At 64.7% G+C, this 22,036-nt stretch carries 20 protein-coding genes and 1 pseudogene; 5 read left to right on the top strand and 16 right to left on the bottom strand.

Annotation, left to right across the window (positions count from 1 at the left end):
• Positions 1 to 25 precede the first annotated feature (25 nt).
• The gene (gene ccrA / locus BMI90_RS03140; RefSeq protein ID WP_078525902.1) at positions 26 to 1,318 is read right to left on the bottom strand and encodes a crotonyl-CoA carboxylase/reductase; all 1,293 of its coding nucleotides are present in this window, start codon (positions 1,316 to 1,318) and stop codon (positions 26 to 28) included.
• A 572-nt stretch (positions 1,319 to 1,890) separates the two neighbouring features.
• Here ccrA and BMI90_RS03135 point away from each other — a divergent pair.
• From BMI90_RS03135 to BMI90_RS03125, 3 genes are all read left to right on the top strand, one after another.
• Positions 1,891 to 3,861, top strand: a complete 1,971-nt coding sequence (locus BMI90_RS03135) for a protein meaA (protein ID WP_078527194.1) — start codon at positions 1,891 to 1,893, stop codon at positions 3,859 to 3,861.
• 170 nt (positions 3,862 to 4,031) lie between these two features.
• Positions 4,032 to 5,576, top strand: a complete 1,545-nt coding sequence (locus BMI90_RS03130; protein WP_078525900.1) for an AAA family ATPase — start codon at positions 4,032 to 4,034, stop codon at positions 5,574 to 5,576.
• Positions 5,577 to 5,627: 51 nt separating this feature from the next.
• Positions 5,628 to 6,344, top strand: a complete 717-nt coding sequence (locus tag BMI90_RS03125; RefSeq protein WP_078525897.1) for an SDR family oxidoreductase — start codon at positions 5,628 to 5,630, stop codon at positions 6,342 to 6,344.
• Here the strand turns inward: BMI90_RS03125 and BMI90_RS03120 are convergent.
• The 14 genes from BMI90_RS03120 to BMI90_RS03055 all read right to left on the bottom strand — a co-directional run bounded on the left by BMI90_RS03120 (position 6,341) and on the right by BMI90_RS03055 (position 18,470).
• Positions 6,341 to 7,159, bottom strand: coding sequence for a TIGR02186 family protein (locus BMI90_RS03120; RefSeq protein ID WP_078525894.1), 819 nt, complete (start codon positions 7,157 to 7,159; stop codon positions 6,341 to 6,343). The two genes, BMI90_RS03125 and BMI90_RS03120, sit on opposite strands and share 4 nt — an antisense overlap.
• The gene (locus tag BMI90_RS03115) at positions 7,156 to 8,076 is read right to left on the bottom strand and encodes a sulfite exporter TauE/SafE family protein (protein WP_078525891.1); all 921 of its coding nucleotides are present in this window, start codon (positions 8,074 to 8,076) and stop codon (positions 7,156 to 7,158) included. Before BMI90_RS03115 ends, BMI90_RS03120 begins: the two co-directional genes overlap by 4 nt.
• Positions 8,077 to 8,154: 78 nt before the next feature.
• Positions 8,155 to 8,955 (bottom strand): purine-nucleoside phosphorylase, encoded by an 801-nt coding sequence (locus BMI90_RS03110; protein WP_078525888.1) that lies wholly within the window; start codon positions 8,953 to 8,955, stop codon positions 8,155 to 8,157.
• Positions 8,939 to 9,904: an ABC transporter permease gene (locus BMI90_RS03105; protein WP_078525885.1), complete on the bottom strand. Its 966-nt coding sequence runs from the start codon at positions 9,902 to 9,904 to the stop codon at positions 8,939 to 8,941. Before BMI90_RS03105 ends, BMI90_RS03110 begins: the two co-directional genes overlap by 17 nt.
• 1 nt (position 9,905) lies before the next feature.
• Positions 9,906 to 11,003 (bottom strand): ABC transporter permease, encoded by a 1,098-nt coding sequence (locus BMI90_RS03100; protein ID WP_078525882.1) that lies wholly within the window; start codon positions 11,001 to 11,003, stop codon positions 9,906 to 9,908.
• Positions 11,003 to 12,580 carry an ABC transporter ATP-binding protein gene (locus tag BMI90_RS03095; protein ID WP_078525880.1) on the bottom strand — a complete coding sequence of 526 codons (1,578 nt, stop codon included), beginning with the start codon at positions 12,578 to 12,580 and terminating at the stop codon, positions 11,003 to 11,005. Before BMI90_RS03095 ends, BMI90_RS03100 begins: the two co-directional genes overlap by 1 nt.
• Positions 12,580 to 13,569 carry a BMP family ABC transporter substrate-binding protein gene (locus BMI90_RS03090; protein ID WP_078525878.1) on the bottom strand — a complete coding sequence of 330 codons (990 nt, stop codon included), beginning with the start codon at positions 13,567 to 13,569 and terminating at the stop codon, positions 12,580 to 12,582. The genes BMI90_RS03095 and BMI90_RS03090 overlap by 1 nt, the downstream gene beginning before the upstream one ends.
• A 149-nt stretch (positions 13,570 to 13,718) precedes the next feature.
• On the bottom strand, positions 13,719 to 14,144 hold the full coding sequence (locus tag BMI90_RS03085; RefSeq protein ID WP_078525876.1) for a GNAT family N-acetyltransferase: 426 nt from the start codon (positions 14,142 to 14,144) through the stop codon (positions 13,719 to 13,721).
• Entirely contained in the window at positions 14,144 to 14,752 is a 609-nt protein-coding gene (gene tsaB / locus BMI90_RS03080; RefSeq protein ID WP_078525873.1) for a tRNA (adenosine(37)-N6)-threonylcarbamoyltransferase complex dimerization subunit type 1 TsaB, read from the bottom strand. The genes BMI90_RS03085 and tsaB overlap by 1 nt, the downstream gene beginning before the upstream one ends.
• Positions 14,745 to 15,302 carry a NifU family protein gene (locus BMI90_RS03075; protein WP_078525871.1) on the bottom strand — a complete coding sequence of 186 codons (558 nt, stop codon included), beginning with the start codon at positions 15,300 to 15,302 and terminating at the stop codon, positions 14,745 to 14,747. The genes tsaB and BMI90_RS03075 overlap by 8 nt, the downstream gene beginning before the upstream one ends.
• Before the next feature lie 73 nt (positions 15,303 to 15,375).
• Positions 15,376 to 15,828 carry a DUF2267 domain-containing protein gene (locus BMI90_RS03070; RefSeq protein WP_246831478.1) on the bottom strand — a complete coding sequence of 151 codons (453 nt, stop codon included), beginning with the start codon at positions 15,826 to 15,828 and terminating at the stop codon, positions 15,376 to 15,378.
• Between the two features lie 9 nt (positions 15,829 to 15,837).
• Positions 15,838 to 16,293 carry a universal stress protein gene (locus BMI90_RS03065; protein ID WP_078525867.1) on the bottom strand — a complete coding sequence of 152 codons (456 nt, stop codon included), beginning with the start codon at positions 16,291 to 16,293 and terminating at the stop codon, positions 15,838 to 15,840.
• A 62-nt stretch (positions 16,294 to 16,355) separates the two neighbouring features.
• A complete protein-coding gene (locus BMI90_RS03060; RefSeq protein WP_078525865.1) occupies positions 16,356 to 17,222 on the bottom strand; it encodes a branched-chain amino acid aminotransferase in 867 nt (288 codons plus the stop codon).
• Positions 17,223 to 17,345: 123 nt separating this feature from the next.
• Positions 17,346 to 18,470, bottom strand: coding sequence for a polysaccharide biosynthesis/export family protein (locus BMI90_RS03055; RefSeq protein ID WP_168172709.1), 1,125 nt, complete (start codon positions 18,468 to 18,470; stop codon positions 17,346 to 17,348).
• Between the two features lie 178 nt (positions 18,471 to 18,648).
• On the opposite strand from BMI90_RS03055, the gene BMI90_RS03050 reads away from it, so the two are divergent.
• Together BMI90_RS03050 and BMI90_RS18930 are read left to right on the top strand one after the other, a co-directional pair.
• On the top strand, positions 18,649 to 19,266 hold the full coding sequence (locus BMI90_RS03050) for a sugar transferase (protein WP_078525861.1): 618 nt from the start codon (positions 18,649 to 18,651) through the stop codon (positions 19,264 to 19,266).
• Positions 19,263 to 20,993: pseudogene (locus BMI90_RS18930) on the top strand (polysaccharide biosynthesis protein); the annotation flags it as partial. The gene BMI90_RS03050 and the pseudogene BMI90_RS18930, both read left to right, overlap by 4 nt.
• Positions 20,994 to 21,176: 183 nt before the next feature.
• Here BMI90_RS18930 and truA read toward each other — a convergent pair.
• Positions 21,177 to 21,959 carry a tRNA pseudouridine(38-40) synthase TruA gene (gene truA, locus BMI90_RS03040; protein ID WP_078525857.1) on the bottom strand — a complete coding sequence of 261 codons (783 nt, stop codon included), beginning with the start codon at positions 21,957 to 21,959 and terminating at the stop codon, positions 21,177 to 21,179.
• Positions 21,960 to 22,036 lie beyond the last annotated feature (77 nt).

Below are 22,036 nucleotides of genomic sequence, written 5' to 3'. Positions count from 1 at the left end.
TTCACTCTGGAGACCAGGCGCATCATTACGCCTTGGGGCCAGCCTCCAGCGCGTCCTCGAAGGTGCGCAGCCCGGTTTTCGGAGCCTGCACGAGCACCGCCATGTTGCCGGGCTTGTGCTCGTTGCGCAGCATCTTGGTATGGGCCTGCGGGATCTCGTCCCAGGGGAAGACTTCCGACATGCACGGATCGATGCGGCGTTCGATCACCAGCTTGTTGGCGGCCGACGCCTGCTTGAGATGCGCGAAGTGCGAGCCCTGCAGACGCTTCTGGTGCATCCACATGTAGCGCACGTCGAAGGTGCAGTTGAAGCCCGAGGTGCCGGCGCAGATCACGACCATGCCACCTTTCTTCACCACCAGCGTCGAGACTGGGAAGGTCGCCTCGCCGGGGTGTTCGAAGACCATGTCCACGTTCACGCCCTTGCCGGTGATGTCCCAGATCGCCTTGCCGAACTTGCGCGCTTCCTTCAGCCAGGCGTTGTACTCTTCCGAGTTCACCTTGGGCAGCTGACCCCAGCACTTGAAGTCCTTGCGGTTGATCACGCCCTTGGCGCCGAGGCTCATCACGAAGTCGCGCTTGTCCTCGTCCGAGATCACGCCGATCGCGTTCGCGCCCGCGGCATTCGCCAGCTGGATCGCGAAGGAGCCAAGGCCCCCCGAGGCGCCCCAGACCAGCACGTTCTGGCCGGGCTTGAGGTCATGCGGCTCGTGGCCGAAGAGCATCCGGTAGGCGGTGGCCAGCGTCAGCGTGTAGCAGGCAGCCTCTTCCCAGGTCAGGTGCTTGGGGCGCGGCATCAGCTGCTGGGCCTGAACGCGGGTGAATTGCGAGAACGAGCCGTCATGGGTCTCGTAGCCCCAGATGCGCTGGCTGGGCGAGAACATCGGGTCGCCGCCGTTGCACTCCTCGTCGTCGCCATCGTCCTGGTTGCAGTGGATCACCACCTCGTCGCCGACTTTCCAGCGTTTGACCTTGTCGCCCACTTTCCACACGATGCCCGAGGCGTCGGAGCCCGCGATGTGATAGGGCTGCTTGTGGCCGTCGAAGGGCGAGATCGGAACGCCCAGACCGGCCCAGATGCCGTTGTAGTTCACGCCAGCGGCCATCACGAGGACGAGCACTTCATGGCTGTCGATTTCCCAGGTCGGCACAACCTCCACCTGGAAGGATTGCTCGGGCTCGCCATGGCGCTCGCGGCGGATCGCCCATGCGTACATGTTCTTGGGGACGTAGCCGAGGGGCGGCATCTCGCCGATCTCGTAAAGGTCCTTCTCCGGCGCGTCGTAGGGGGCGATACCGGTTTCTTGGTCAAGGGCCATGGCTCTCTCCTGTTTGTCCTTGCCGCGCCGCAGAATCGGGCGGTGTTCGACCTGAGGGATACGCATCGCTGCGCAACTTTGCAATCCCCGAACGAGAGATTTTGTAATTTTATGTCTTGGCGGATTTTCATTTGCGCCTTTCATGCTGCAATTGCGGCATAAATGGCGGCAGAACCGAATCCGAGCGGGTCAGGCTTGCAGGGCGTGCGGCCGGGGGAACGTTACGTCATCTCTGAATGGTCGTTCCGCTCGAAAAGATCCGATTCGGTTTCGCGCCGCTCGAACTGGCCCCGGACGGCCCCGACCGCGATGCAATTGCAGCCGAGATGGAGACATGAACGCTTCGCGCGCGGGCGCGCGCGTGGCGGGCGTCCGGGCACTCCACCCGGCTCAATTCCCGCAACCAACTTCCTGAGCCACTCGCCAAAGACTGACGGGACGCCGCGGCAGAGACGATTTTCATACCTATCGCCGCATCGCAGCGAATTGACAGGATCACAAACTTCAATTTAAACCGTGTCAGCGCGCAATAATATTGCGCAAACGAGATTCGCAAGCCGATGGAGGCCGCCATGACCGACACGATGCCCGCCAAAGACCGTCCCTGGCTCTTCCGCACCTATGCGGGCCACTCCACGGCGAAGAAATCGAACGAGCTCTATCGCACGAACCTCTCGAAAGGTCAGACCGGTCTTTCGGTCGCCTTCGATCTGCCCACCCAGACCGGCTATGACAGCGACCATACGCTGTCACGTGGCGAAGTGGGCAAGGTCGGCGTGCCGGTCTGCCATCTGGGCGACATGCGCGCGCTTTTCGATCAAATCCCGCTCGAGCAGATGAACACCTCGATGACGATCAACGCGACCGCGCCCTGGCTTCTGTCGCTCTATATCGCGGTGGCCGAGGAGCAGGGCGCGGATATCTCGAAACTGCAAGGCACGGTGCAGAATGATCTGGTGAAGGAATATCTGAGCCGCGGCACCTATATCTGCCCGCCCAAGCCCTCGCTCGCGATGATCACCGATGTCGCCGCTTATACGCGTGAGCATCTTCCGAAATGGAACCCGATGAACGTGTGTTCCTACCACCTGCAAGAGGCTGGTGCGACGCCCGAGCAGGAGCTGGCCTTCGCGCTCGCGACCGCAATTGCCGTGCTCGACGATCTGAAGACCAAGGTCCCCGCCGATCAGTTCCCCGCGATGGTGGGGCGGATCTCCTTCTTCGTGAACGCGGGCATCCGCTTCGTGACCGAGATGTGCAAAATGCGCGCCTTCACCGAGCTCTGGGACGAGATCACCCGCGAGCGCTATGGCATCGAAGAAGAGAAATTCCGCCGTTTCCGCTATGGCGTGCAGGTGAACTCGCTTGGTCTGACCGAGCAGCAGCCGGAAAACAACGTCTACCGCATCCTGATCGAGATGCTGGCCGTGACGCTCTCGAAGAACGCCCGCGCCCGCGCGGTACAGTTGCCCGCCTGGAACGAGGCGCTCGGCCTGCCGCGCCCGTGGGATCAGCAATGGTCGCTGCGGATGCAGCAGATCATGGCCTATGAGACCGACCTTCTCGAATATGGCGATCTGTTCGATGGCAACCCGGCCGTGACCGCGAAGGTCGAGGCGCTGAAGGATGGCGCGCGCGCCGAGCTGGAAACGCTCGACTCGATGGGCGGGGCGATCGCGGCGATCGACTATATGAAATCGCGTCTGGTGGAATCGAATGCCGCCCGGATCAACCGCATCGAGGCCGAGGAAACTATCGTCGTCGGCGTGAATCGCTGGCAGCAGGGCGAGCCCTCGCCGCTGACCGCAGGCGACGGCGGCATCATGGTCGTCGATCCGGCGGTGGAGCAGGAGCAGATCGAGCGCCTCCATGCGTGGCGCGCCGAGCGTGACGAGGCCGCAGTGCAGGTCGCTCTCGCGCAGCTCAAGGCGGACGCGAAGGCGGGCAAGAACATCATGGAAGCCTCGATTGCCGCCGCCAAGGCGGGTGCCACAACCGGCGAATGGGCGGGCGTCATGCGTGCCGTTCATGGCGAGTATCGCGGCCCCACGGGCGTCTCGCGTTCGCCCTCGAACCAGACCGAAGGTCTCGAAGACATCCGCGAGGCCGTCGATGCGGTCAGCACCCAGCTTGGTCGCCGCCTGAAATTCCTCGTCGGCAAGCCGGGGCTAGATGGCCATTCCAACGGCGCCGAACAGATCGCCTTCCGCGCCCGCGATTGCGGGATGGACATCACCTATGACGGCATCCGCCTGACGCCCGAACAGATCGTCGCGAAAGCCATCGAGGACGAAGCGCATGTGGTGGGTCTCTCGATCCTCTCGGGCTCGCATATCCCTCTGATCGAGGAGTTGATGGAGCGGATGCGCGCGGCTGGCCTTGACCATGTTCCCGTGGTCGTCGGCGGGATCATCCCCGACGAAGACGCGGTCAAGCTCAAGGGATTCGGCGTGGCGCGCGTCTATACCCCCAAGGATTTCGAGCTGAACCGGATCATGATGGATATCGTGGCGCTCGCCACCCCGGCGGAAAAAGCTGCCTGAACGCCGCCGGGGGCGCTGCCCCCGGACCCCTGGGATATTTGGGCCAAATCGAAAACCATCCTTCGATTTGGTCCTAAATATCTCCGCCGGAGGCTCCCGAAGCTGCAAGCGGCGCGGAGCCTCGGCCTTTCGCTCTTCCGCCTCCCAAGGCGCGCAGGTAAGGTCGCGCCATGACGACCCCAGCGATCCAGTTTTCCGATGATCAGGCCGAGGCCTGGGATGCCGTGGCCGAGGCTTTGGAGGCGGCGGGCGTCGATATTCTCGAAGGCTCGCTTTCGCCGGACGGCGGCGGCAATCGCGTGCTTTCGGTGATCGGCAAGGCGGGCTCGGGCAAGACGCTTCTGCTGGCCGAGCTTTACAAGGCGCTCGAAGCCGCCGGGGTTGATCTGGTCTCGGGTGATTTCGAGGGCAAGCGGCGCAAGGAGCGGCGCACGCTCGCGATCCTCGCACCGACGAACAAGGCGGCGAGCGTGTTGCGCTCGCGCGGGGTGCCGGCGACGACCATTCACCGCATTCTTTACACGCCCGTTTACGATCCGGAATATGAACGGATCGCGGAATGGCTGACGGGGCAGGGCGAGCGGCCCAAGCCCGATCTGCTGAGCGAGATGGGGCTGACCGAGGAAGCTTTAGACCGCGCCAAGGCGTTCTACGATCTTCACAAGTCGATCCCGGCGGCGCTGGCCTCGGCGGGGCTGCGGGGTTCGGATTTCATCAATGGCTGGAAGCGGCGCGAAGACCCGCTCGATATCGGCTTCGTCGACGAAGCCTCGATGCTGGACGAGCGCCAGTTCGACGATCTGCGCGAGATCTTCCCGACGCTCGTGCTGTTCGGCGATCCGGCACAGCTGGCGCCGGTGAACCAGTCGGGCGAGATGGTGTTCGAGCGCCTGCCCGACAGCCGCAAACACATCCTGCATCGCATCCACCGGCAGGCGGAGGATAACCCGATCCTCGATCTTGCACATATGCTGGGCGACGAAAACCTGACCTTTGAGCAGTTCGAGCGCGAGATCGAGAAGGCGGCGGCAAAGGATGACCGCGTCGTCTGGGCCGAGCGGGTGGAGAGCGACCTGATGGCGCGCTCGCCGGTGCTGGTCTGGCGCAACGCGACGCGAATCCGGCTGATCCAGGCGTTTCGCGCAGCGCATTCCGCGCCGGCCGACATGATGCTGCCGGGCGAGCCCTTGATCTGCGACGGGATCGAATTGCCGGTGAAGCATCGCAAGAAGCGGATCGACCTGGAGGCGCGCGGGCTGATCAAGGGCGCGCAGGTGATCTATCTCGGCCCCGGCAAGAAGCCCGGCTTCTCGCGGCTGCATGTGATGGGGGCGGAGGATCCGCGCCTGTCTGCCGCTTCCATCGTGAAGATCGAAATGCCGGACGAGGAAGAGCCGTTCATTCCCTTCGCCGCGCGGATGGGAGCGACCTTCCTGCATGGCGCGGCGGTGACGATCCACAAGGCGCAAGGGTCCCAATGGGAAGATGTGCAGGTCTTCGCGCCGGATATCTATGCCGCAGCGCGGGCGGGCCGCGTCGAGGCGGGCATTCCGCTGTGGAAGCGGCTGGCTTACGTGGCGATCACCCGGGCGCAACATCGCCTGCTCTGGGTGGTGCGGGCGCGGCTGGCGCGCCCCTCGGCGCCGCTGTCGATCGACGATCTGCCGCGTGGCGGCGGAAAGCTGGAATTGCAGGCCGAGCCGCAGGACGGGTAGGGCAGTAGCCTCCGGCGGGGATATTTGGGCCAAGAGGAAGGGAGGACTGCGATGGGTGTGATGGTTGTGACCGGGGCGAGCGCCGGGATCGGGCGGGCCGTGGCCGAGAAGGCCTTGGCTGACGGGTGGCAGGTGGCCTGCCTGGCGCGCTCCGAGGACAAGCTGGCCGAGGTCGCCGCGCAGGGCGACGGGCTGGCGGTGGCCTGCGATGTGAGTGATGAGGCGGCGGTCGGTCGGGCGTTCGCGCAGGTGGTAGCGCGGTTCGGGCGCATCGATGTGCTCTTCAACAATGCGGGGATGTTCCCGCCGGCTGTCTTGCCCGACGAGGTCAAGATGGCCGATTGGGACGCGTGTATCGCGGTGAACCTGACGGGGATGTTCCTGTGTGCCCGGGCTGCCTTCGGGCAGATGCGGGGACAGAGCCCGCGCGGCGGGCGGATCATCAATAACGGGTCGATCTCGGGTCAGGTGCCGCGTGCGAAATCGCTCGCCTATACCGTCACGAAACACGCGATCAACGGAATGACGAAGCAGATCGCGCTTGATGGGCGCGAGTTCGACATCGCCTGCGGACAGATCGACGTCGGCAATGCGCGCACGGGGCTTTTGGCGAATATCGATGCGGCAGCCACCAAGACCGCGGAGCCGACGATGGATGTGGGTGATGTGGCGCGCTCGGTCCTGCACATGGCGTCGCTGCCGCTCGAGGCGAATGTGCTCAACATGACGGTGATGGCGAGCGGGATGCCCTTCGTCGGGCGCGGTTAGCGCACGAAGCGGAAGATCGCGGCGGCGGCCCAACCGGCAAAGACGGCGAGCGCGAGCGACAAGAGCCCGTAGAGGGCCGCTTGCTGATGCGCCAGCGTGTAGAGCCAGCGTTCGAGCCCGACCTTGCGCACCTCGATTGCGGATTGATACTGGTCCACGAGCTTGCCGCCGCGCAACAGGAAGATGCGGGTCTTGTAGTCGCCCTCGGTGAGGTTCGCAGGCAGATCGAAATCCGCTCGGAAGAGCGTGTTGTCGACGATATGCACCCCGCCCGTTTCCATCTCGTAGAGCCCCTGGCGCTCTCGAATGCGCAGCAGGGCCTCGGTGAAGGGCTTGCTGTCCTCGACCTCGAGCGGGCCGGAGAAAGCGCGCATCGCGAGCGGGATCGAAATGCGTTGCTGCGTGTCTACGCGGGGGGGGAGGATCTCATCCATCGGGCCGGAGGTGGCAACGGCGTAATAGCTGGGTGCGGCGGCGACGCCAACCGAAGCGGTGTTTACCCAGATGCCGAACTCGCGTGACTTGCGGCGGATCGTGACCGGACCGAGCGGGCCTTCGAGGGTGACGATCACCGCGAGTTTTTCATCGTCCGGTTCGGGTGCTTCACGCTTGACGGCGCCGTAGATGAGGATCTGCGAGCCGTCAAAGGAGGTGGTGATGCCGATGTTGTCGCGGCTGAGACCGGCGACGATTTGTTCGGGCGCGGGGGCGGGCGTCGCGGGGGCGGGCGCGGGCGCGGGGGTGGGGGCCTCCTGCGCCAAGGTGGGCAGGGCGGTCGCCGCGAATGCGAGGGAAAGAAGCGTGGCGCGGATCATCCTTCCCCTCCCGTGGTGATCGAGAACAGGTCCGAGGGGCGCAGGATCAGGTCGAGGCCCAGCTTGGCCGCGACGATGATCACCAGGAGCGCCAGAAGGATGCGCAATTGCTCGGCCTTGAGCCGTGCACCCAGCCGCGAGCCGATCTGCGCGCCCACCACGCCACCGACGATCAGGAGCAGCGCGAGCATCACGTCGACCGTCTGGTTGGTGATCGCGTGCATGAGGGTCGTGAAGGCCGACACGAACAGGATCTGGAACAGCGAGGTGCCGATCACGACCTTGGTCGGCATGTTCAGCAGGTAGATCATGGCCGGGACCATGATGAAGCCACCGCCCACGCCCATGATCGCCGCGAGAACGCCGACCGAGATACCTACCAGAAGTGGCGGGATCACCGAGATATAGAGCCCCGAGGCGCGGAACTTGAGCTTGAAGGGCAGTTTGTGCACCCAGGTATGCTGCACGCGTTTCTTGCGCACGCTGGTGCCTTTTCTTTGCTTTTGCAGCGTGCGGACTGCTTCTTGCAGCATCAAGAGACCGATCAGGCCGAGGAAGACGACGTAGCAAAGCTGCACCGCGAGGTCGATCTGGCCGAGCTGGGTAAGCAGGTTGAACACCCAGATACCGCCTGCCGAGCCGAGGATGCCGCCCACCAGCAGCACCAGCCCCATCGGAATGTCGACCGCCTTGCGTTTGAGCTGGGCCAGAACGCCCGAGACGGACGAGGCCACCACCTGGTTCGCGCCCGTCGCCACCGCCACCGAGGGCGGGATACCTATGAAGAACAGAAGCGGCGTGATCAGGAAGCCGCCGCCCACGCCGAAGAGCCCCGACAAAAGCCCGACAATGCCGCCAAGCCCCAGAAGGGTGAACATGTTGACCGAGACTTCGGCGATGGGCAGGTAGATCTGCATGGGCCGCACCGGCTGAGGAGGTTGCAACGTCTTTGCCCGCAAGGGCCTTCGGAGTCAAACCCGCGTATGCGCGCGAGTTTACAACTGTTGCAGATATCGTCGGAGCACCCGTTCAAGCTTGGCGGCCCCCATCGGTGCGATTGCCTTTGTCTGCTCGTGGCTGATGTTTTCGTCGGCCATGCCTGCCCCCATATTCGTGATCACCGAGACGGCCGCCACGCGCAGCCCGAGGAAGCGCGCGAGGATCACTTCCGGCACGGTGGACATGCCCACCGCATCGGCCCCGAAGATCTTGGCGGCGCGGATCTCGGCCGGAGTCTCGAAAGTGGGGCCGGAGAACCAGCAGTAGACGCCCTCCGGAAGCTCGATCCCCTCGGCCTCTGCGGCGGCTTTCAGGGCGGCGCGGATGTCAGGGTCATGCGCCTCGGTCAACGGCACGAAGCGCGCATCCGAGGGCTCTCCTATCAGGGGGTTGTTTCCCGAAAAATTGATATGGTCATTCAGCATCATCAGCCCGCCGGGGCGGATATCCTCGCGCAGACTTCCCGCCGCGTTCGTCAGGAGCAGGCTCTCGCAGCCAAGCTCCTTTAGGATTTCCAGCGGCAGGCGCATCTCGGCGGGGTTGCCGTGCTCGTAATAGTGAACCCGGCCGCCGAAGACCGCGACGCGGACGCCTTCCAGCGTACCGATCACCAGCTTCGGGTTATGCCCCGATACGCCCGCATCCGGGAAACCCGGAAGCTCCGTGTAGGGGATCGCGACGCCTTCGACTTGCTCGGCCAGATGGCCGAGACCGGAGCCGAGGATCAGGCCGAGACGCGGGGGCTCGCTTCCCGCGCGTTCACGGAGGAGGGCGGCAAGCTCAACGCTCTTTGACATAGGGCTGTCCTCCGGCGCGCGGCGGGATCGCCTTGCCGATGAAACCGGCAAGAATGACCACGGTCAGGATATAGGGCACCGCCTGCATGAACTGGATCGGCAGGGTCACGACTCCGAGGTCGATATTCGGATAGCGGTTCGAGATCGCTTCCAGCAGGCCAAAGAGCATTGTCGCGCCGAGCGCCGGAACCGGGCGCCATTTCGCGAAGATCAGGGCGGCCAGCGCAATATAGCCGCGCCCCGCCGTCATCTCTTTCACGAAGCCCGCCGCGAGACCGGTCGCGAGATAGGTTCCTGCGAGCCCCGCCAGAACCCCGGTGATCGCCACGGCGGTATAGCGCAGACGGATCACCGAGACCCCGGCGGTATCGACCGATTCCGGGTTCTCGCCCACCGCGCGCAGGCGCAGGCCGAAGCGCGTCCGGAACAGCACCCACCAGGTCAGCGGCACCATTGCGAAGGCGACATAGACCAGGATCGTATGGCCCGAGATCAGGTTGGAATAAAGCGGCCCGATGACCGGCACATCCTTCACGGCGCTCGCACCGGGCAGGGTGATCGGCTCGAACCGGGCATGGCCCGAAAGCTGCGGCGTGCGTCCGCCCTGCTGGAACCAGCTTTGCGCGATCAGCACCGTGAAGCCCGAGGCGAGGAAGTTCACCGCGACCCCCGAGATCAGCTGATTGCCGCGGAAGGTGATCGAGGCGAGCCCGTGCACCATCGCAAGGCTCATCGAACCTCCAACGCCGGCCAGAAGCCCGAGCCAGGCGCTGCCCGTCAGGGCGGCCACCGCACCCGAGAAGAACGCCGCCATCAGCATCTTCCCCTCGAGCCCGATGTCGAAGATGCCCGCACGTTCCGAGAAAAGGCCCGCAAGGCAGGCCAGCAAAAGCGGCGTGCCCAGACGCACGGCGCTATCGAGAATTTCGACGATTGTTCCGAAATCCATCTCAGGCCTCCTTCCGGGCATTGGCGCGGGCGACGAAGAAGCTCTCGATCGGCGCGCGCAGCATGTTGTCGAACGCCCCTGTGAAGAGGATCACCAGCGCCTGGATCACGGTGATCAGCTCGCGCGGGATCGTCGTTTCCAGCGCCAGCTCACCGCCGCCCTGATAGAGGAAGCCGAACAGGATCGCCGCGAGGAAGACCCCAACCGGGTGATTGCGCCCCATCAGCGCGACTGCGATCCCGATGAAGCCCGCCCCCTCGACCGAGTTCAGCACGAGGCGGTGGCCTTGGCCCATCACGTTGTTGATCGCCATCAGACCGGCGAGCCCGCCCGAGATCAGCATCGCCACCATGATCACCTTCACCGGCGAGATCCCGGCATAGCGCGCCGCCGATTCCGAACGCCCGTAGGCGCGGATCTCGAAGCCGAGCTTGGTGCGCCAGATCAGGATCCAGACCAGCCAGCAGGCCAGTAGCGCGATGAAGAAGGAGATATTCGCCGGGACCGATTTCGAGAAGAACTGTCCGATCACCGGCAGGTCATGGAAGGTCGGCAGATAGGTTTCTCTGGCGAAGCGCGCGGTTGCCGGATCCATCGCACCGCGCGGGCGCAGCACGTTGACCAGCATGTAATTGAGAAGCGAGGCGCCGATGAAGTTGAACATGATCGTGGTGATCACGATATGGCTGCCGCGCTTGGCCTGCAGCCAGGCGGGGATGGCAGCCCAAGCCGCGCCGAAAAGCGCGCCGCCGATCATCGCCGCGACAAGCGCGACCGACCAATGCGGCCAGGGCAGGGCGAGGCAGACCAACGCCACACCAAGACCGCCCAGTGTCGCCTGTCCCTCGCCGCCGATATTGAACTGGCTGGCGTGATAGGCGACCGCGACCGCAAGACCGGTGAAGATGAAGTTCGTGGCGTAATAGAGCGTGTAACCCCAGCCATAGGGCGAGCCGAGCGCGCCAGAGACCATCACCTTGATCGCCTTGATCGGGTCTTCCCCGATCAGCAGCACCACGATGCCGGAAATCACGAAGGCAATCAGAAGGTTGAGGAAGGGGATAAGGGCCACATCGACCCATTTCGGTGTCTTTTCCATCAGTTCACCACCCCGGCCATCATCAGACCCAGTTCCTTCTCGTCGGTTTCCTCGGGGAGACGCTCCCCCATGATCTGGCCGTCGAACATCACCGCGATCCGGTCCGAGAGCGAGCGGATCTCGTCAAGCTCGACCGAGACGAGCAGGATCGCCGCACCCTCGTCGCGCAGCTCCACGATGCGCTTGTGGATGAACTCGATCGCACCGATGTCGACGCCGCGCGTGGGCTGGCCCACGAGAAGCAGCGCCGGGCTGCGTTCGATCTCGCGCGCCAGCACGATCTTTTGCTGGTTGCCGCCCGAGAAGCTTTTCGCGGGCAGCGTCGGGATCGGCGGGCGTACGTCGAAGCGCTCCATCGCCTCTTGCGTGTGCTTCACGATTCCGGCGTTATCCATGATGAAGGCGTTCTTCTGATACGCCGCATCCTTGTGATAGCCGAAGATCATGTTCTCCCATGCGGCGAAATCGAGGATCAGGCCAAGGTGATGGCGGTCCTCGGGGACATGGGAAATGCCCCGGCGGCGGCGCGACTGCCCGTCGGAATGCTTGCCGGTCAGGTCAATCTCTTCGCCGTTGATGCGGATCGTGCCGGTGCCCTTGGCGAACCCGCCCAGCACCTCGAGCAATTCCGACTGGCCATTGCCCGCCACACCCGCGATGCCGAGGATCTCTCCGGCGCGGATCGTCAGGTTGATGCCCTTGAGCCTCTCGACCCGGTCTTCATCGACCACGCGCAGGTTTTCGACTTCCAGCACCGTCTTGCCCGGTTGCGCGGGCGTCTTGGTGACATTGAGCAGTACCTTGCGGCCCACCATCAGCTCGGCGAGTTGTTCGGGCGAGGTCTCGGCGGTTTTTACCGTCGCGGTCATCTCGCCGCGGCGCATCACGCTCACCGTGTCGGTGATCTCCATGATCTCGCGCAGCTTGTGGGTGATCAGGATGATCGTCTTGCCCTCCTTGCGGAGGTTGTCGAGGATCCGGAATAGGTGGTCGGCCTCGGCGGGAGTCAGAACGCCGGTCGGTTCGTCGAGGATCAGGATATCGGCCTGCCGGTAGAGCGCCTTGAGGATCTCCACGCGCTGCTGGTGGCCGACGGAAAGCTCTTCGATCAGCTCGTCGGGGTCGACATTGAGCTCGTATTCCTCGGCGAGGCGCTTGAGTTCCTTGCGGGCCTTGGCGAGCGAAGGGCGCAGGAGCGCTCCGTCTTCGGCACCAAGGATGATGTTTTCCAGCACGGTGAAATTCTGCACCAGCTTGAAATGCTGGAACACCATGCCGATACCGGCCGAGATCGCGGCCTGGCTGTCGGGGATCTGGGTGCGCTGGCCCTTGATCCAGATCTCGCCCGCATCGGCCTTGTAGAAGCCGTAGAGGATCGACATCAGCGTGGATTTGCCCGCGCCGTTCTCGCCGATGATCCCGTGGATCGTGCCGGGCATGACCCGGATCGAAATGTCCTTGTTGGCCTGCACGGTGCCGAAGGCTTTCGAGATGCCTTTCAGCTCGATCGCGGGTGCCTGAGTGGCAAGGGCGGCAGTTGCCTGCCGCCCCGCCTCGTTTGCCTGTACGTCGACCATTACTGCACCGGGCAGCTGTCGTCCGACATGTAGTCATGCACCGTGACCTTGCCCGCGATGATGTCGGCCTTGGCCTGATCCACGGCGGCGAGCATCTCAGGGGTCACCAGCGATTTGTTGTTGTCGTCGAGCGCCACGCCCACGCCGTCATCGGCGAGGCTCATGACCTTGATGCCCGGCTTGAGATCGGCACCTTCCTTGAAGGCGTCATAGACCGCATTGTCGACGCGCTTGAGCATCGAGGTCAGAACCTGGCCCGGGTGCAGGTAGTTCTGGTTGGAATCGACGCCGATCGACAGGATGCCGCCATCGGCCGCCGCTTGCAGGACGCCGATGCCGGTGCCGCCGGCGGCCGCATAGATCACGTCTGCGCCCTGGCTGATCTGGGCCTTCGCGATCTCGCCGCCCTTCACCGGGTCGTTCCAGGCCGCCGGGGTGGTGCCGGTCATGTTCTGGACGACTTTCGCGTCCGGGTTGGCCGCTTTGACACCCTGAACGTAGCCGCAGGCGAATTTACGGATCAGTGGGATGTCCATGCCGCCGACAAAGCCAACGGTGCCGGTCTTCGAGGCCATGCCGGCCATCAGGCCGACGAGGTAGGAGCCCTGCTCCTCGGTGAAGACGACCGACTCGACGTTGGGCTGGTCGACCACCATGTCGATGATTGCGAATTTGGTGTCGGGGTAATCGGGAGCGACGGTGTTGAGCGTGTCGCCGAAGGCAAAGCCGGTCATGACGATCGGATTGGCGCCCGACTCGGCGAGCTTACGCAGCGCCTGCTCGCGCTGGGCTTCCGACTGCATTTCCAGTTCCTTGTACGAACCACCTGTTTCTTCGGCCCATTTCTTGGCGCCGTTATAGGCCGCCTCGTTGAAGCTCTTGTCGAACTTGCCGCCGAGGTCGTAGATCAGCGCCGGTTCGGCCATCGCCGCGCCTGCGGTCAGTGCCAGCGTGGCGGCTGCGCCGAGAAACTGTTTGAAGAAAGTCATGGATCACTCCCGGTCATTGGGGCTTTTTGCATAAGCCTATTGGCGGGTGAAGCCACCCGCAGACCTTCGGATTTGGGCAGAGCTTGCCGAAGGGGTCAAGCAACAAAATCGGTTTGACGCAGGGTCCGCCTGAAATTTTGATTGTTTGGTCAGGCGGTCTGATCACCAAGAGGCAGATTGAGAACGAGCGCGTCGATCCGGGAACCGTCCGGGGCGCGGTAATAGCCCTTGCGGCACCCCGATTCCGTCCAGCCGGTCGCAGCGTAGAGCGCGCGCGCACCGGCATTGTCGGCGGCGACCTCCAGGAAAGCGTTGACGGCGTCGCGTGCGCGGGCAGCCTCGGCAAAGCCATCGACAAGACGGCGGCCGACGCCGCGGCGGCGGGCATCCGGGGCGACGGCGAGGGTCAGAAGTTCCGCCTCGCCCGCGATGACCCGCCCGAGCAGAAAGCCATGCGTTTCCTCGAGCAGGAAGACGCCCGGGCTTTTGAGCAGCTCTGCGAACTCCTCTTCGCTCCAGGGGCGCGGCGTGGTGAAACAGGCCCGGTGGAGGGCGGCAAGGGCTTCGCGCTCCATCAGTCGAGGATCTTCGGCGGGGGATCGGAGGGAGGGGCCGCATCGGCCGCGCGCAGATAGAGCGGCGCGGGGCGCGGTTGCGGGGCGCTTGCACGCCGCGCCGCGATGCGCGCGATGGCGGTTGCAAGCTCTGTCGGCGTCCGGCTTTCGAGGCAGGCAAGCCCCGCAGCATCGGCCTCGGCAAGCGCCTGCGCGCGCGGGATCAGAACGGGCGCGCCATACGGTCCGCTTCCGAAATCCTGCACATAGGCCTCGTCCCGCCGGGCATCGAGCAGCACGCGCAACGGCGGTGTGGCCCCTTCGGCCATGGCGTCGAGGCTGGACACCCCGATCGCCGGGATCTTGAGGCTGAGAGCCAGCCCGCGCGCGGCGGAAACCGCGATGCGCACACCGGTGAAATTGCCCGGGCCGATACCCACGCCGATCGCCGAGAGGTCACGCCAGCCGACGCCCTGCGCGGCCAGCATCTCCTCGATCATCGGCATCAGGCGTTCAGCCTGCCCACGCCCCATCTCTTCGGCATGGGCGGCCAGCACCGTCTCCCCAGACAGCAAAGCGGCCGCGCAATGCGCGGCCGATGTGTCGAAAGCCAAAACCAGATCAGGCATTGACCGGACGGACCTCGGAAACCTCGGGGATGTAGTGCCGCAGCAGGTTCTCGATCCCCATCTTCAGCGTGAGCGTCGAGGACGGGCAGCCTGCGCAGGCGCCTTGCATGTGCAGGTAGACCACGCCGCGCTCGAAGCCGTGGAAGGTGATGTCGCCGCCATCCTGCGCCACTGCGGGGCGCACGCGGGTGTCGAGCAGTTCCTTGATCTGAGCCACGATCGCGCCGTCCTCGCCGTCATGCTCGGCATGGGCCGGACCGGCCTCGCCTTCCATTACCGGCGCGCCGGACTGGAAATGCTCCATGATCGCGCCGAGGATCGCGGGTTTCGCGTGGTCCCAGCTGGTGGCGTCTTCTTTCGTCACGGTCACGAAATCCGAGCCGAAGAACACGCCCGTCACGCCCGGCACCGAGAAGATGCGGGTCGCGAGCGGCGATTTGGCGGCGGCCTCGGCGCTCGGGAAATCGGCAGTGCCGGTTTCCAGCACGGTCTGACCGGGCAGGAATTTCAGCGTCGCGGGGTTCGGGGTGGTCTCGGTCTGAATAAACATCGCGTGCCTCCTTGGCTTGCCGCCCATATGCGCCTTCCGACTGAATTAATCAAGTAATGGGCGGCGGGTGCGCTCATATGATGCGGGGGGCAACCTCGGCAGGATCGACGATCTCGGGGCGCCAGAACGCTTCGGCCTCGGGGCCGATCCGTGCAAGGGCGACTTTGAAGGCGCGGTGGTCGACATGGCGCCAAAGCGCGAAGGCCGTGGCCTCGATCGCATTGTCCGGCGTCAGGTTGTGGTGTGGGCGCAGGGATTGGGCTTCGCGTGTCATCTCGGAGCGGCTGGCGAAGGGGCGCGGCGTGGCCTCCACATCCCAGTTGAACACGAAAATGGCGCGCAGCACCGATGGGAGGCAATCAGCGAAAGCGATAGCCTCGGGCGGGCGGAGCCGCGCGCGGAAGGTGACGAATACGCCTTCGACGGCGGTATAGGTCATGTTGTCGGAGTCGAGACCCATTCGCTCGCGCGCGTCCGAGAGAAAGGAGGCGAACTCCTTTTGCGCGTGGCGATAAGTCCAGGGCATCGGCATCGCTCAGGTGATCTGTTCGAGCTTTTCCTTCGACATCTCGCCCGGAACGATGGTGAGCGGGCAGGGCAGCGTCCCGGCCTGTTTCACCATCTGCGTCACGAGCGGTCCGGGACCGCCCTTGCCGGTCCCGGCGCCCAGAACGAGCACGCCGATCTCGGGGTTTGCGTTGACCACGTCGAGGATCTCGTTGACGGGTTCGCCTTCGCGGATCTGCAATTCGGGATCGACGCCCTGACGGTCGCGCATCCATTTGGCGAAGACCTCGAAATGCGCTTCGATCCGGTCGCGAGCCTCTTCGCGCATGATCTCTGCCACGCCGATCCAGTGCTGGTACTCGTCGGGCGGAATCACGGAGAGGATGATCACGCCGCCCCCGGTATGGGACGCGCGCATAGCCGCGAAGCGCATCGCGTTGAGGCACTCGCGTGTATCGTCGAGAACGACAAGGAACTTGCGCATGGATCCTCCGGCAGGGTTTGGGCGCAGATCATCGCCCGCAGGCGCGGCTTTGGCAACCACGCTCAGAGAGGAGAGCCGAGCGCCCAGTCCATATAGGCTTCGCGGGCGCGCTGCGTGCCCTTGCCGGGCTGGTAGCCCACGTCGTCGAATGCCGAGACCGGGGTGATCTTCGCGAAGTTGCCGGTCAGGAAGACCTCGTCGGCCGAGCGGAAATCGTCGAGCGTCAGCACCGCCTCGTTCACCACCTCGCCCGCATCGCGCAAAAGCCCCATCACACGCTTGCGGGTCAGGCCTGCGAGGAAGGTGCCATTGGCGACGGGGGTGAAATACTCGCCATCCTTCACCATCCAGACATTCGCGGTCGCGGTTTCGGCGACATTGCCCATCGCGTCCTGCACCAGAGCGTTGCCGAAACCCTTGCGCTGCGCCTCGACCAGCATCCGGGCGTTGTTCGGATAAAGGCAGCCCGCTTTCGCATTGGTCACGTTATCGGCCATCACCGGGCGGCGAAACTGGGTCGTGGTGAGTGTCGTGGCTTTCGACGGATCGGGCATCGCCACCTCTTCGAGGCAGAGCGCGAAGCCCGTCGCTCCGCGCGCGGGCGCAACGCCCAGATCGGAGCCGTTGATCGCCCAGTACATCGGACGGATATAGACCGCCGCGCCCTTGGCGTAGGCTTTCAGCCCCTCGCGCGCGATCTCGACCATTTTCCCGGTCTCGATCGTCGGCTCGATCATCAGCGCATCGGCCGAGGCATTGGTGCGCGCGCAATGCGGTTCGAGATCGGGGACCAGCCCGTCGAACAGCCGTGCACCATCGAAGACCGAGCTGCCCTGCCAGATGCCGTGATCGGCGGCGCGCATCACCGCGATATCGCCCTCGTGCCACTTGCCCTCGAACCAGGTGCGGATGTTCTTGCCGAATGCCATGCCAGTCTCCTTCGTATCGCGCGCGATCCAATCACTGCGGCGGGGCGAAGTCCAGAAGCGCAATTGTATCGGTGTCATGGTGACGCATGGGGGCCGGGTCACGCATGCGAGAGCGCGTCCGGGTCAGTTCGCGACGTTGCTCACCGAATTGGCCACGCCCACCGACGAGCCGATCAGGCCCAGGAATGTACGGGCGGGAACGGCGGGGCTTTCGGTCGCCAGCACGATATCTCGCGGCTCGATGGGCAAATTCTGCGCCGAGAACAGCCCGTCCGAAGTGGTAAGGTCGACCGCGAAGATAACCCTCGTTTTCGTCGGTCCCCGACCGAGATCGCCGCGCAGCGCCGCGCGAGGGTATTCGCGCAGGATCATCAAGCCTTTCGGATCGGCGCGGTTATCCGAGAGCCCGCCCGCCAGCGTGACCGCCTCGAGCGCGCTCAGCCGCGCCTGCCCGAAAGGGATCAGCGTTTCCTTTCCCGTCGCGCCAAGCGCGAGGAAATAGCGGTCATCCTCCTCGACCGAGAGCTTGTCGCCCGGCAGAAGGCGCGTATCGAGGGAGGGCGAGTCGAGCACGGTCGCAAGCGAAGCGCGGTAGACCTTTCCGCCCCGGATCAGGCGCAGCTGCGGGTTGTGGAATTTCGGGTCCGGCCCGCCGCCTTCGGAGAGCAGATCGAGCACGCTCAGGTCGCGATTTTCAAGCGCGACCTTGCCCGGCTGCCTGACCCCTCCGATCAGCGCGACCGTCCGCCCCGGTCCGGGCACCGCGTCAAGCTCGACCTGCGCGTCGGGGATCAGGGCGGCGAGCTTCTGCTGCACATCGGCGCGCGCTTGCGTCGGCGTCTTGCCCGCCACTTCAGTCGCGCCAAGATAGGGGACGAAGATCGTGCCGCCGGCGCTCACCCTGGTCTGACGCAGCCCCGCGACCGGAGATTCGGGTGGGCTGAGCAGCTTGTTCTCGCCGTTCTCCCAGATCGTAAGCTGCACCGTGTCTCCCGGTGCGATCAGCGGATCCGCACTTCCCCTGCTCGCGCGTTGCCAGGCGCCCTGAGGCCGCGCATGAAGACCTTCGGGCCAATGCGCGATCGTGGCAAGGCTCGTGCGGGTGACGGGCAGGTAATCGAAGCTTGCATTTTCATCGCGAGCCTTCGTCACGATCTCGGATTGCAGTGCTGCCCCACGCGGCAAGGTGCACGCTCCGAGCGCGACAAGGAAGCAAAGGCCAAGTGCCCCGCGAAGCGAGAAGTGCATGTACCGTCCCCAGTTTGTCCCTGCATCTTGGGTTGCGCGCAGGTGTCGCCCCTTTGCCGGAGCCTGTCCGAGATATGCTTGGGAATTAACGCATTTGCAACTGTGGCGTGCATAATCTGCCGCATGGGTCGACCGGTGGCGGTATTCCGGTGCGACCCCGGCAGAAGGAGGAATTCGCATGACCCGGGCGCAACGTTTCAGCAAACGGCTCTTCGATTTTTCCCTCGCTCTCGTTTTGCTGCCGCTGCTGCTGCCGCTTATGGCGGTGCTTGTGGTCGTCCTCGCCCTGTGTCACGGCCGCCCGTGGTTTCACGTGCAAGAGCGGATGAAATCGCCCTCGCGGCGGTTCCGCATGTGGAAATTCCGCACCATGGTCCCTGACCCCGGCGATCATGGCGTCTCGGGCGGGCACAAGGCTGCCCGGATCACCCCGCTCGGGCGGGTTCTCCGGCGCACACGCGCTGATGAATTGCCCCAGATATGGAATGTCTTGCGCGGCGATATGAGCTTTGTCGGCCCCCGTCCCCCCTTGCCGGATGTCGTGGCGCGCTTTCCCGATCTTTATGAGAAGGTTCTCGTGTCGCCTCCCGGCGTCACGGGGCTCGCCACCTTGCGCTTTCACGCTCGGGAGGCGCGGATCATGGCCGATTGCTCGGATCCGGCGCAGGCACAGGACCTGTATGACCGGCGCTGCGTCCCGGTGAAGGCGCGGCTTGACCTGATCTATCTGCGCCGCGCTTCGCGCAGGTTCGATCTCATGTTGATCTGGCAAACCCTGCGGGGAGGAATTGCATGAGGGCCGCGCATTCTCAGCTCGGTATGCTCGAGCAACTGATCGCGTGGCCGCGTCCGCGTAAAGCGCTGATCTTGCTGTTTCTCGACAGCGCTTTGGTCGCGCCGCTCGTCGCGTTGACGATCCTGCTCTTCCGCCCGCTTCAGCCCGAGATCGGCGGGGCCCTTGCCAACGCCGCGCCAGTTCTCGTGCTCGCCGCGGGTGTCATGAGCCATCTGAGCGGGCTTGCCCGCATCCGCCTGAAGGCGTTTGCAAGCGAAGGCCTCGGTCGTGCGGCGTTGCTTTCGCTCACGCTCGTTCTCACCGGGGGGGTGGTATTGAGCGTGACGACCGGACGGCTCGAGCTGGCGCTGCCGGTCTTCTTCGGCCTGCTCTATTTTCTTGTCCAGATCGGCCAGCGCGCGCTGCTCTTGCGGCTTGCGACCCGGATCTATCGCCACTCCAGGGTGGTCTCTCGCATTGCCATCTACGGTGCGAGCCCTTCTGGCATTGCCCTGTCCAATGTGCTCAGGGATCGCTCCGGTCTGCTTACCTGTGCATTTCTTGACGAGAGCCCGGCGCTGCGCGGCGCACAGCTCAACGGATTGCCGATCCTCGAGCCCGCAGAGGCGGATCGATTACGGCGCGATTTCAATATTGACCGCGTGATCCTGGCAGATCCCGCTTTGACAGGGGCGCGACGGGACGCGCTGTCGCGACGGCTCGCGGCGCTGGGGTTGCGGGTGGAGTCCTTGCCTGCCTTCGCGCAGTTCCTCGAGGATCGCGATCTCGCGGCCCGGCTCGAACCGGTATCCGCTCCGGCGCTTCTGCATCGCGCGGAATTCGAGGATACGGTGCTGCCAATTCACAGCTACTACGCGGGCAAGGCGGTTCTCGTCTCGGGCGCCGGCGGCTCGATCGGGCGGGAGTTGTGCCGCCAGATTCTCGCAGCGGGTCCGGCCCGGCTGATCATGCTCGAGTTGTCAGAGCCCGCGCTCTATCACGCCGAGGCGGAATTGCGCGGGCTGGCCGAAGCGGTCGGTGCGCATCTCGTTCCAAAGCTGGGATCCGCGGGCGATCCGCTGCTTGTGCGCGCGATCTTCACGCAGCACAGCATCGATGTCGTTCTTCACGCGGCAGCCTACAAGCACGTTCCCATCGTGGAGGAGAATCCACGTGCAGGTCTGTCCAACAATGTCTTTGCAACCGCCGGCCTTGCCCGCGCCGCGCTGGATGCGGGTGTCGCCCGGTTCGTTCTGATCTCCTCCGACAAGGCGGTCGCGCCGCGCTCGGTGATGGGAGCCTCGAAACGGATGGCCGAGCTGGTCGTGCAGGAACTCGCCTCACGCGCCGGAGGGACGGTCTTCGCGATCGTGCGTTTCGGCAATGTTTTGGGCTCTTCGGGGTCGGTTGTGCCCCTCTTCGAAGAGCAGATCCAGGCGGGCGGACCTTTGACGCTGACAGACCGCCGCGCGACACGCTATTTCATGACGATCGCCGAGGCGGCGCGGCTCGTTTTGCTGTGCGGTACGTGGGATGACAGCTGTGCCGTCTACGCGCTCGATATGGGGCGTCCGATCCGCATGCTCGATCTGGCGCGCCAGATGGTTGTGGCGCGTGGGCTGCGGCTGCGCGAGGCCGCGACGCCTGACGGCGAGATCGAGATCGTGGAGATTGGCCTGCGTCCGGGAGAGAAACTGCACGAAGAGCAGATGACCGGCCCTCAGACCGGCCCCACCGCGCATCCCAAGATCGGGCGGATCCACCCGCCTTGCCTGCCCGAGATCGGGATCGCGGCCCTGCTGCGGGATCTGCGCGAAGCGATCGATGCGCCCGATCCGTTTCGATTGGATGCCTTTCTGGCGCGTCTTCCCGAGGCCGCTATCTCAGAGCCCGATCAGATTGTTCCACGGGGCGTCGATGAGGTCATTAGCTCAGGGCGTGGCCGGCCCAATGAACGGGTCCTCGGGGTAGCCGACCCCGCTGAGATAGAGCCCCTGCGGAGGACAGACCGGGCCGCAGGCGGCGCGGTCGCGTGCGGCGAGCGCGGTTCCGACCCGCCCGGGCGGCCAGGCGCCTGCGCCGACGCGCTCGAGCGTGCCGACGATCGAGCGGACTTGATTGTGCAGAAAACTCCGCGCGCGCAGATGAAAACGGTATTCACGCCCATGCGGGATCATCATCTCTTCGATCGAGATCTCGTCGAGGGTCTTCACCGGGGAGTTCGACTGGCACATGCTCGAGCGGAAAGTGGTGAAGTCGTGATGTCCGATCAGATGGGCTGCCCCCTCTCGCATCGCCTTGATATCGAGCGCATTCTGCACCCGCCAGACCAGCCCGCGATCATGGGTCACCGGCGCGCGACGCTGCACCAGCCGGAAGAGGTAGCGCCGTTCCTGCGCTGAAAATCGGGCGTGAAAATCCTCGGCCACACGCGCGCAGGCGAGGATCGCGACCGGGTCAGGGCGCAGATGATAGTTGAGCGCCTCTGACAGGCGGAACGGGTCCCAGTCCTTTTCGAGATCGACATGGGCGACCTGCGCCGTCGCATGCACGCCCGCATCGGTCCGGCCCGCCGCTGCGATCGTATGGTCGCCGGGTTCGAGGCGCGACAGCGCCGCCTCGATCGCACCTTGCACCGAGGGCTGATCGACCTGCCTCTGCCAGCCGGCGAAGGGGCCTCCATCATATTCGATCTTGAACGCGTATCTGGGCATGGATCGCCCATATCCCGAGCCCCGCCGCTTTCGCAATCCCCTGTCGCACCAGAACCCGTCTTGCCAGCTTGGGTGCG

Origin of the sequence: Thioclava sp. L04-15, from assembly GCF_002020275.1 — a bacterium.
Classification (GTDB): Bacteria; Pseudomonadota; Alphaproteobacteria; order Rhodobacterales; family Rhodobacteraceae; genus Thioclava; species Thioclava marina.
The sequence above is the reverse complement of the archived record's forward strand: the minus strand, read 5'-3'. Positions and strand labels throughout refer to the sequence as shown.

Excerpts from the sequence above, each read along its gene's own strand:
- ccrA (WP_078525902.1), bottom strand. The coding sequence starts at position 1,318 with ATGGCCCTTGACCAAGAAACCGGTATCGCCCCCTACGACGCGCCGGAG.
- BMI90_RS03065 (WP_078525867.1), bottom strand. The coding sequence starts at position 16,293 with ATGCGCAAGTTCCTTGTCGTTCTCGACGATACACGCGAGTGCCTCAAC.
- BMI90_RS03125 (WP_078525897.1), top strand. The coding sequence starts at position 5,628 with ATGGGTGTGATGGTTGTGACCGGGGCGAGCGCCGGGATCGGGCGGGCC.
- BMI90_RS03095 (WP_078525880.1), bottom strand. The coding sequence starts at position 12,580 with ATGGTCGACGTACAGGCAAACGAGGCGGGGCGGCAGGCAACTGCCGCC.
- BMI90_RS03105 (WP_078525885.1), bottom strand. The coding sequence starts at position 9,904 with ATGGATTTCGGAACAATCGTCGAAATTCTCGATAGCGCCGTGCGTCTG.
- BMI90_RS03110 (WP_078525888.1), bottom strand. The coding sequence starts at position 8,955 with ATGTCAAAGAGCGTTGAGCTTGCCGCCCTCCTCCGTGAACGCGCGGGA.
- truA (WP_078525857.1), bottom strand. The coding sequence starts at position 21,959 with ATGCCCAGATACGCGTTCAAGATCGAATATGATGGAGGCCCCTTCGCC.
- BMI90_RS03055 (WP_168172709.1), bottom strand. The coding sequence starts at position 18,470 with ATGCACTTCTCGCTTCGCGGGGCACTTGGCCTTTGCTTCCTTGTCGCG.
- BMI90_RS03115 (WP_078525891.1), bottom strand. The coding sequence starts at position 8,076 with ATGCAGATCTACCTGCCCATCGCCGAAGTCTCGGTCAACATGTTCACC.
- BMI90_RS03085 (WP_078525876.1), bottom strand. The coding sequence starts at position 14,144 with ATGGAGCGCGAAGCCCTTGCCGCCCTCCACCGGGCCTGTTTCACCACG.
- tsaB (WP_078525873.1), bottom strand. The coding sequence starts at position 14,752 with ATGCCTGATCTGGTTTTGGCTTTCGACACATCGGCCGCGCATTGCGCG.
- BMI90_RS03100 (WP_078525882.1), bottom strand. The coding sequence starts at position 11,003 with ATGGAAAAGACACCGAAATGGGTCGATGTGGCCCTTATCCCCTTCCTC.
- BMI90_RS03050 (WP_078525861.1), top strand. The coding sequence starts at position 18,649 with ATGACCCGGGCGCAACGTTTCAGCAAACGGCTCTTCGATTTTTCCCTC.
- BMI90_RS03090 (WP_078525878.1), bottom strand. The coding sequence starts at position 13,569 with ATGACTTTCTTCAAACAGTTTCTCGGCGCAGCCGCCACGCTGGCACTG.
- BMI90_RS03130 (WP_078525900.1), top strand. The coding sequence starts at position 4,032 with ATGACGACCCCAGCGATCCAGTTTTCCGATGATCAGGCCGAGGCCTGG.
- BMI90_RS03075 (WP_078525871.1), bottom strand. The coding sequence starts at position 15,302 with ATGTTTATTCAGACCGAGACCACCCCGAACCCCGCGACGCTGAAATTC.
- BMI90_RS03135 (WP_078527194.1), top strand. The coding sequence starts at position 1,891 with ATGACCGACACGATGCCCGCCAAAGACCGTCCCTGGCTCTTCCGCACC.
- BMI90_RS03060 (WP_078525865.1), bottom strand. The coding sequence starts at position 17,222 with ATGGCATTCGGCAAGAACATCCGCACCTGGTTCGAGGGCAAGTGGCAC.
- BMI90_RS03070 (WP_246831478.1), bottom strand. The coding sequence starts at position 15,828 with ATGCCCTGGACTTATCGCCACGCGCAAAAGGAGTTCGCCTCCTTTCTC.
- BMI90_RS03120 (WP_078525894.1), bottom strand. The coding sequence starts at position 7,159 with ATGATCCGCGCCACGCTTCTTTCCCTCGCATTCGCGGCGACCGCCCTG.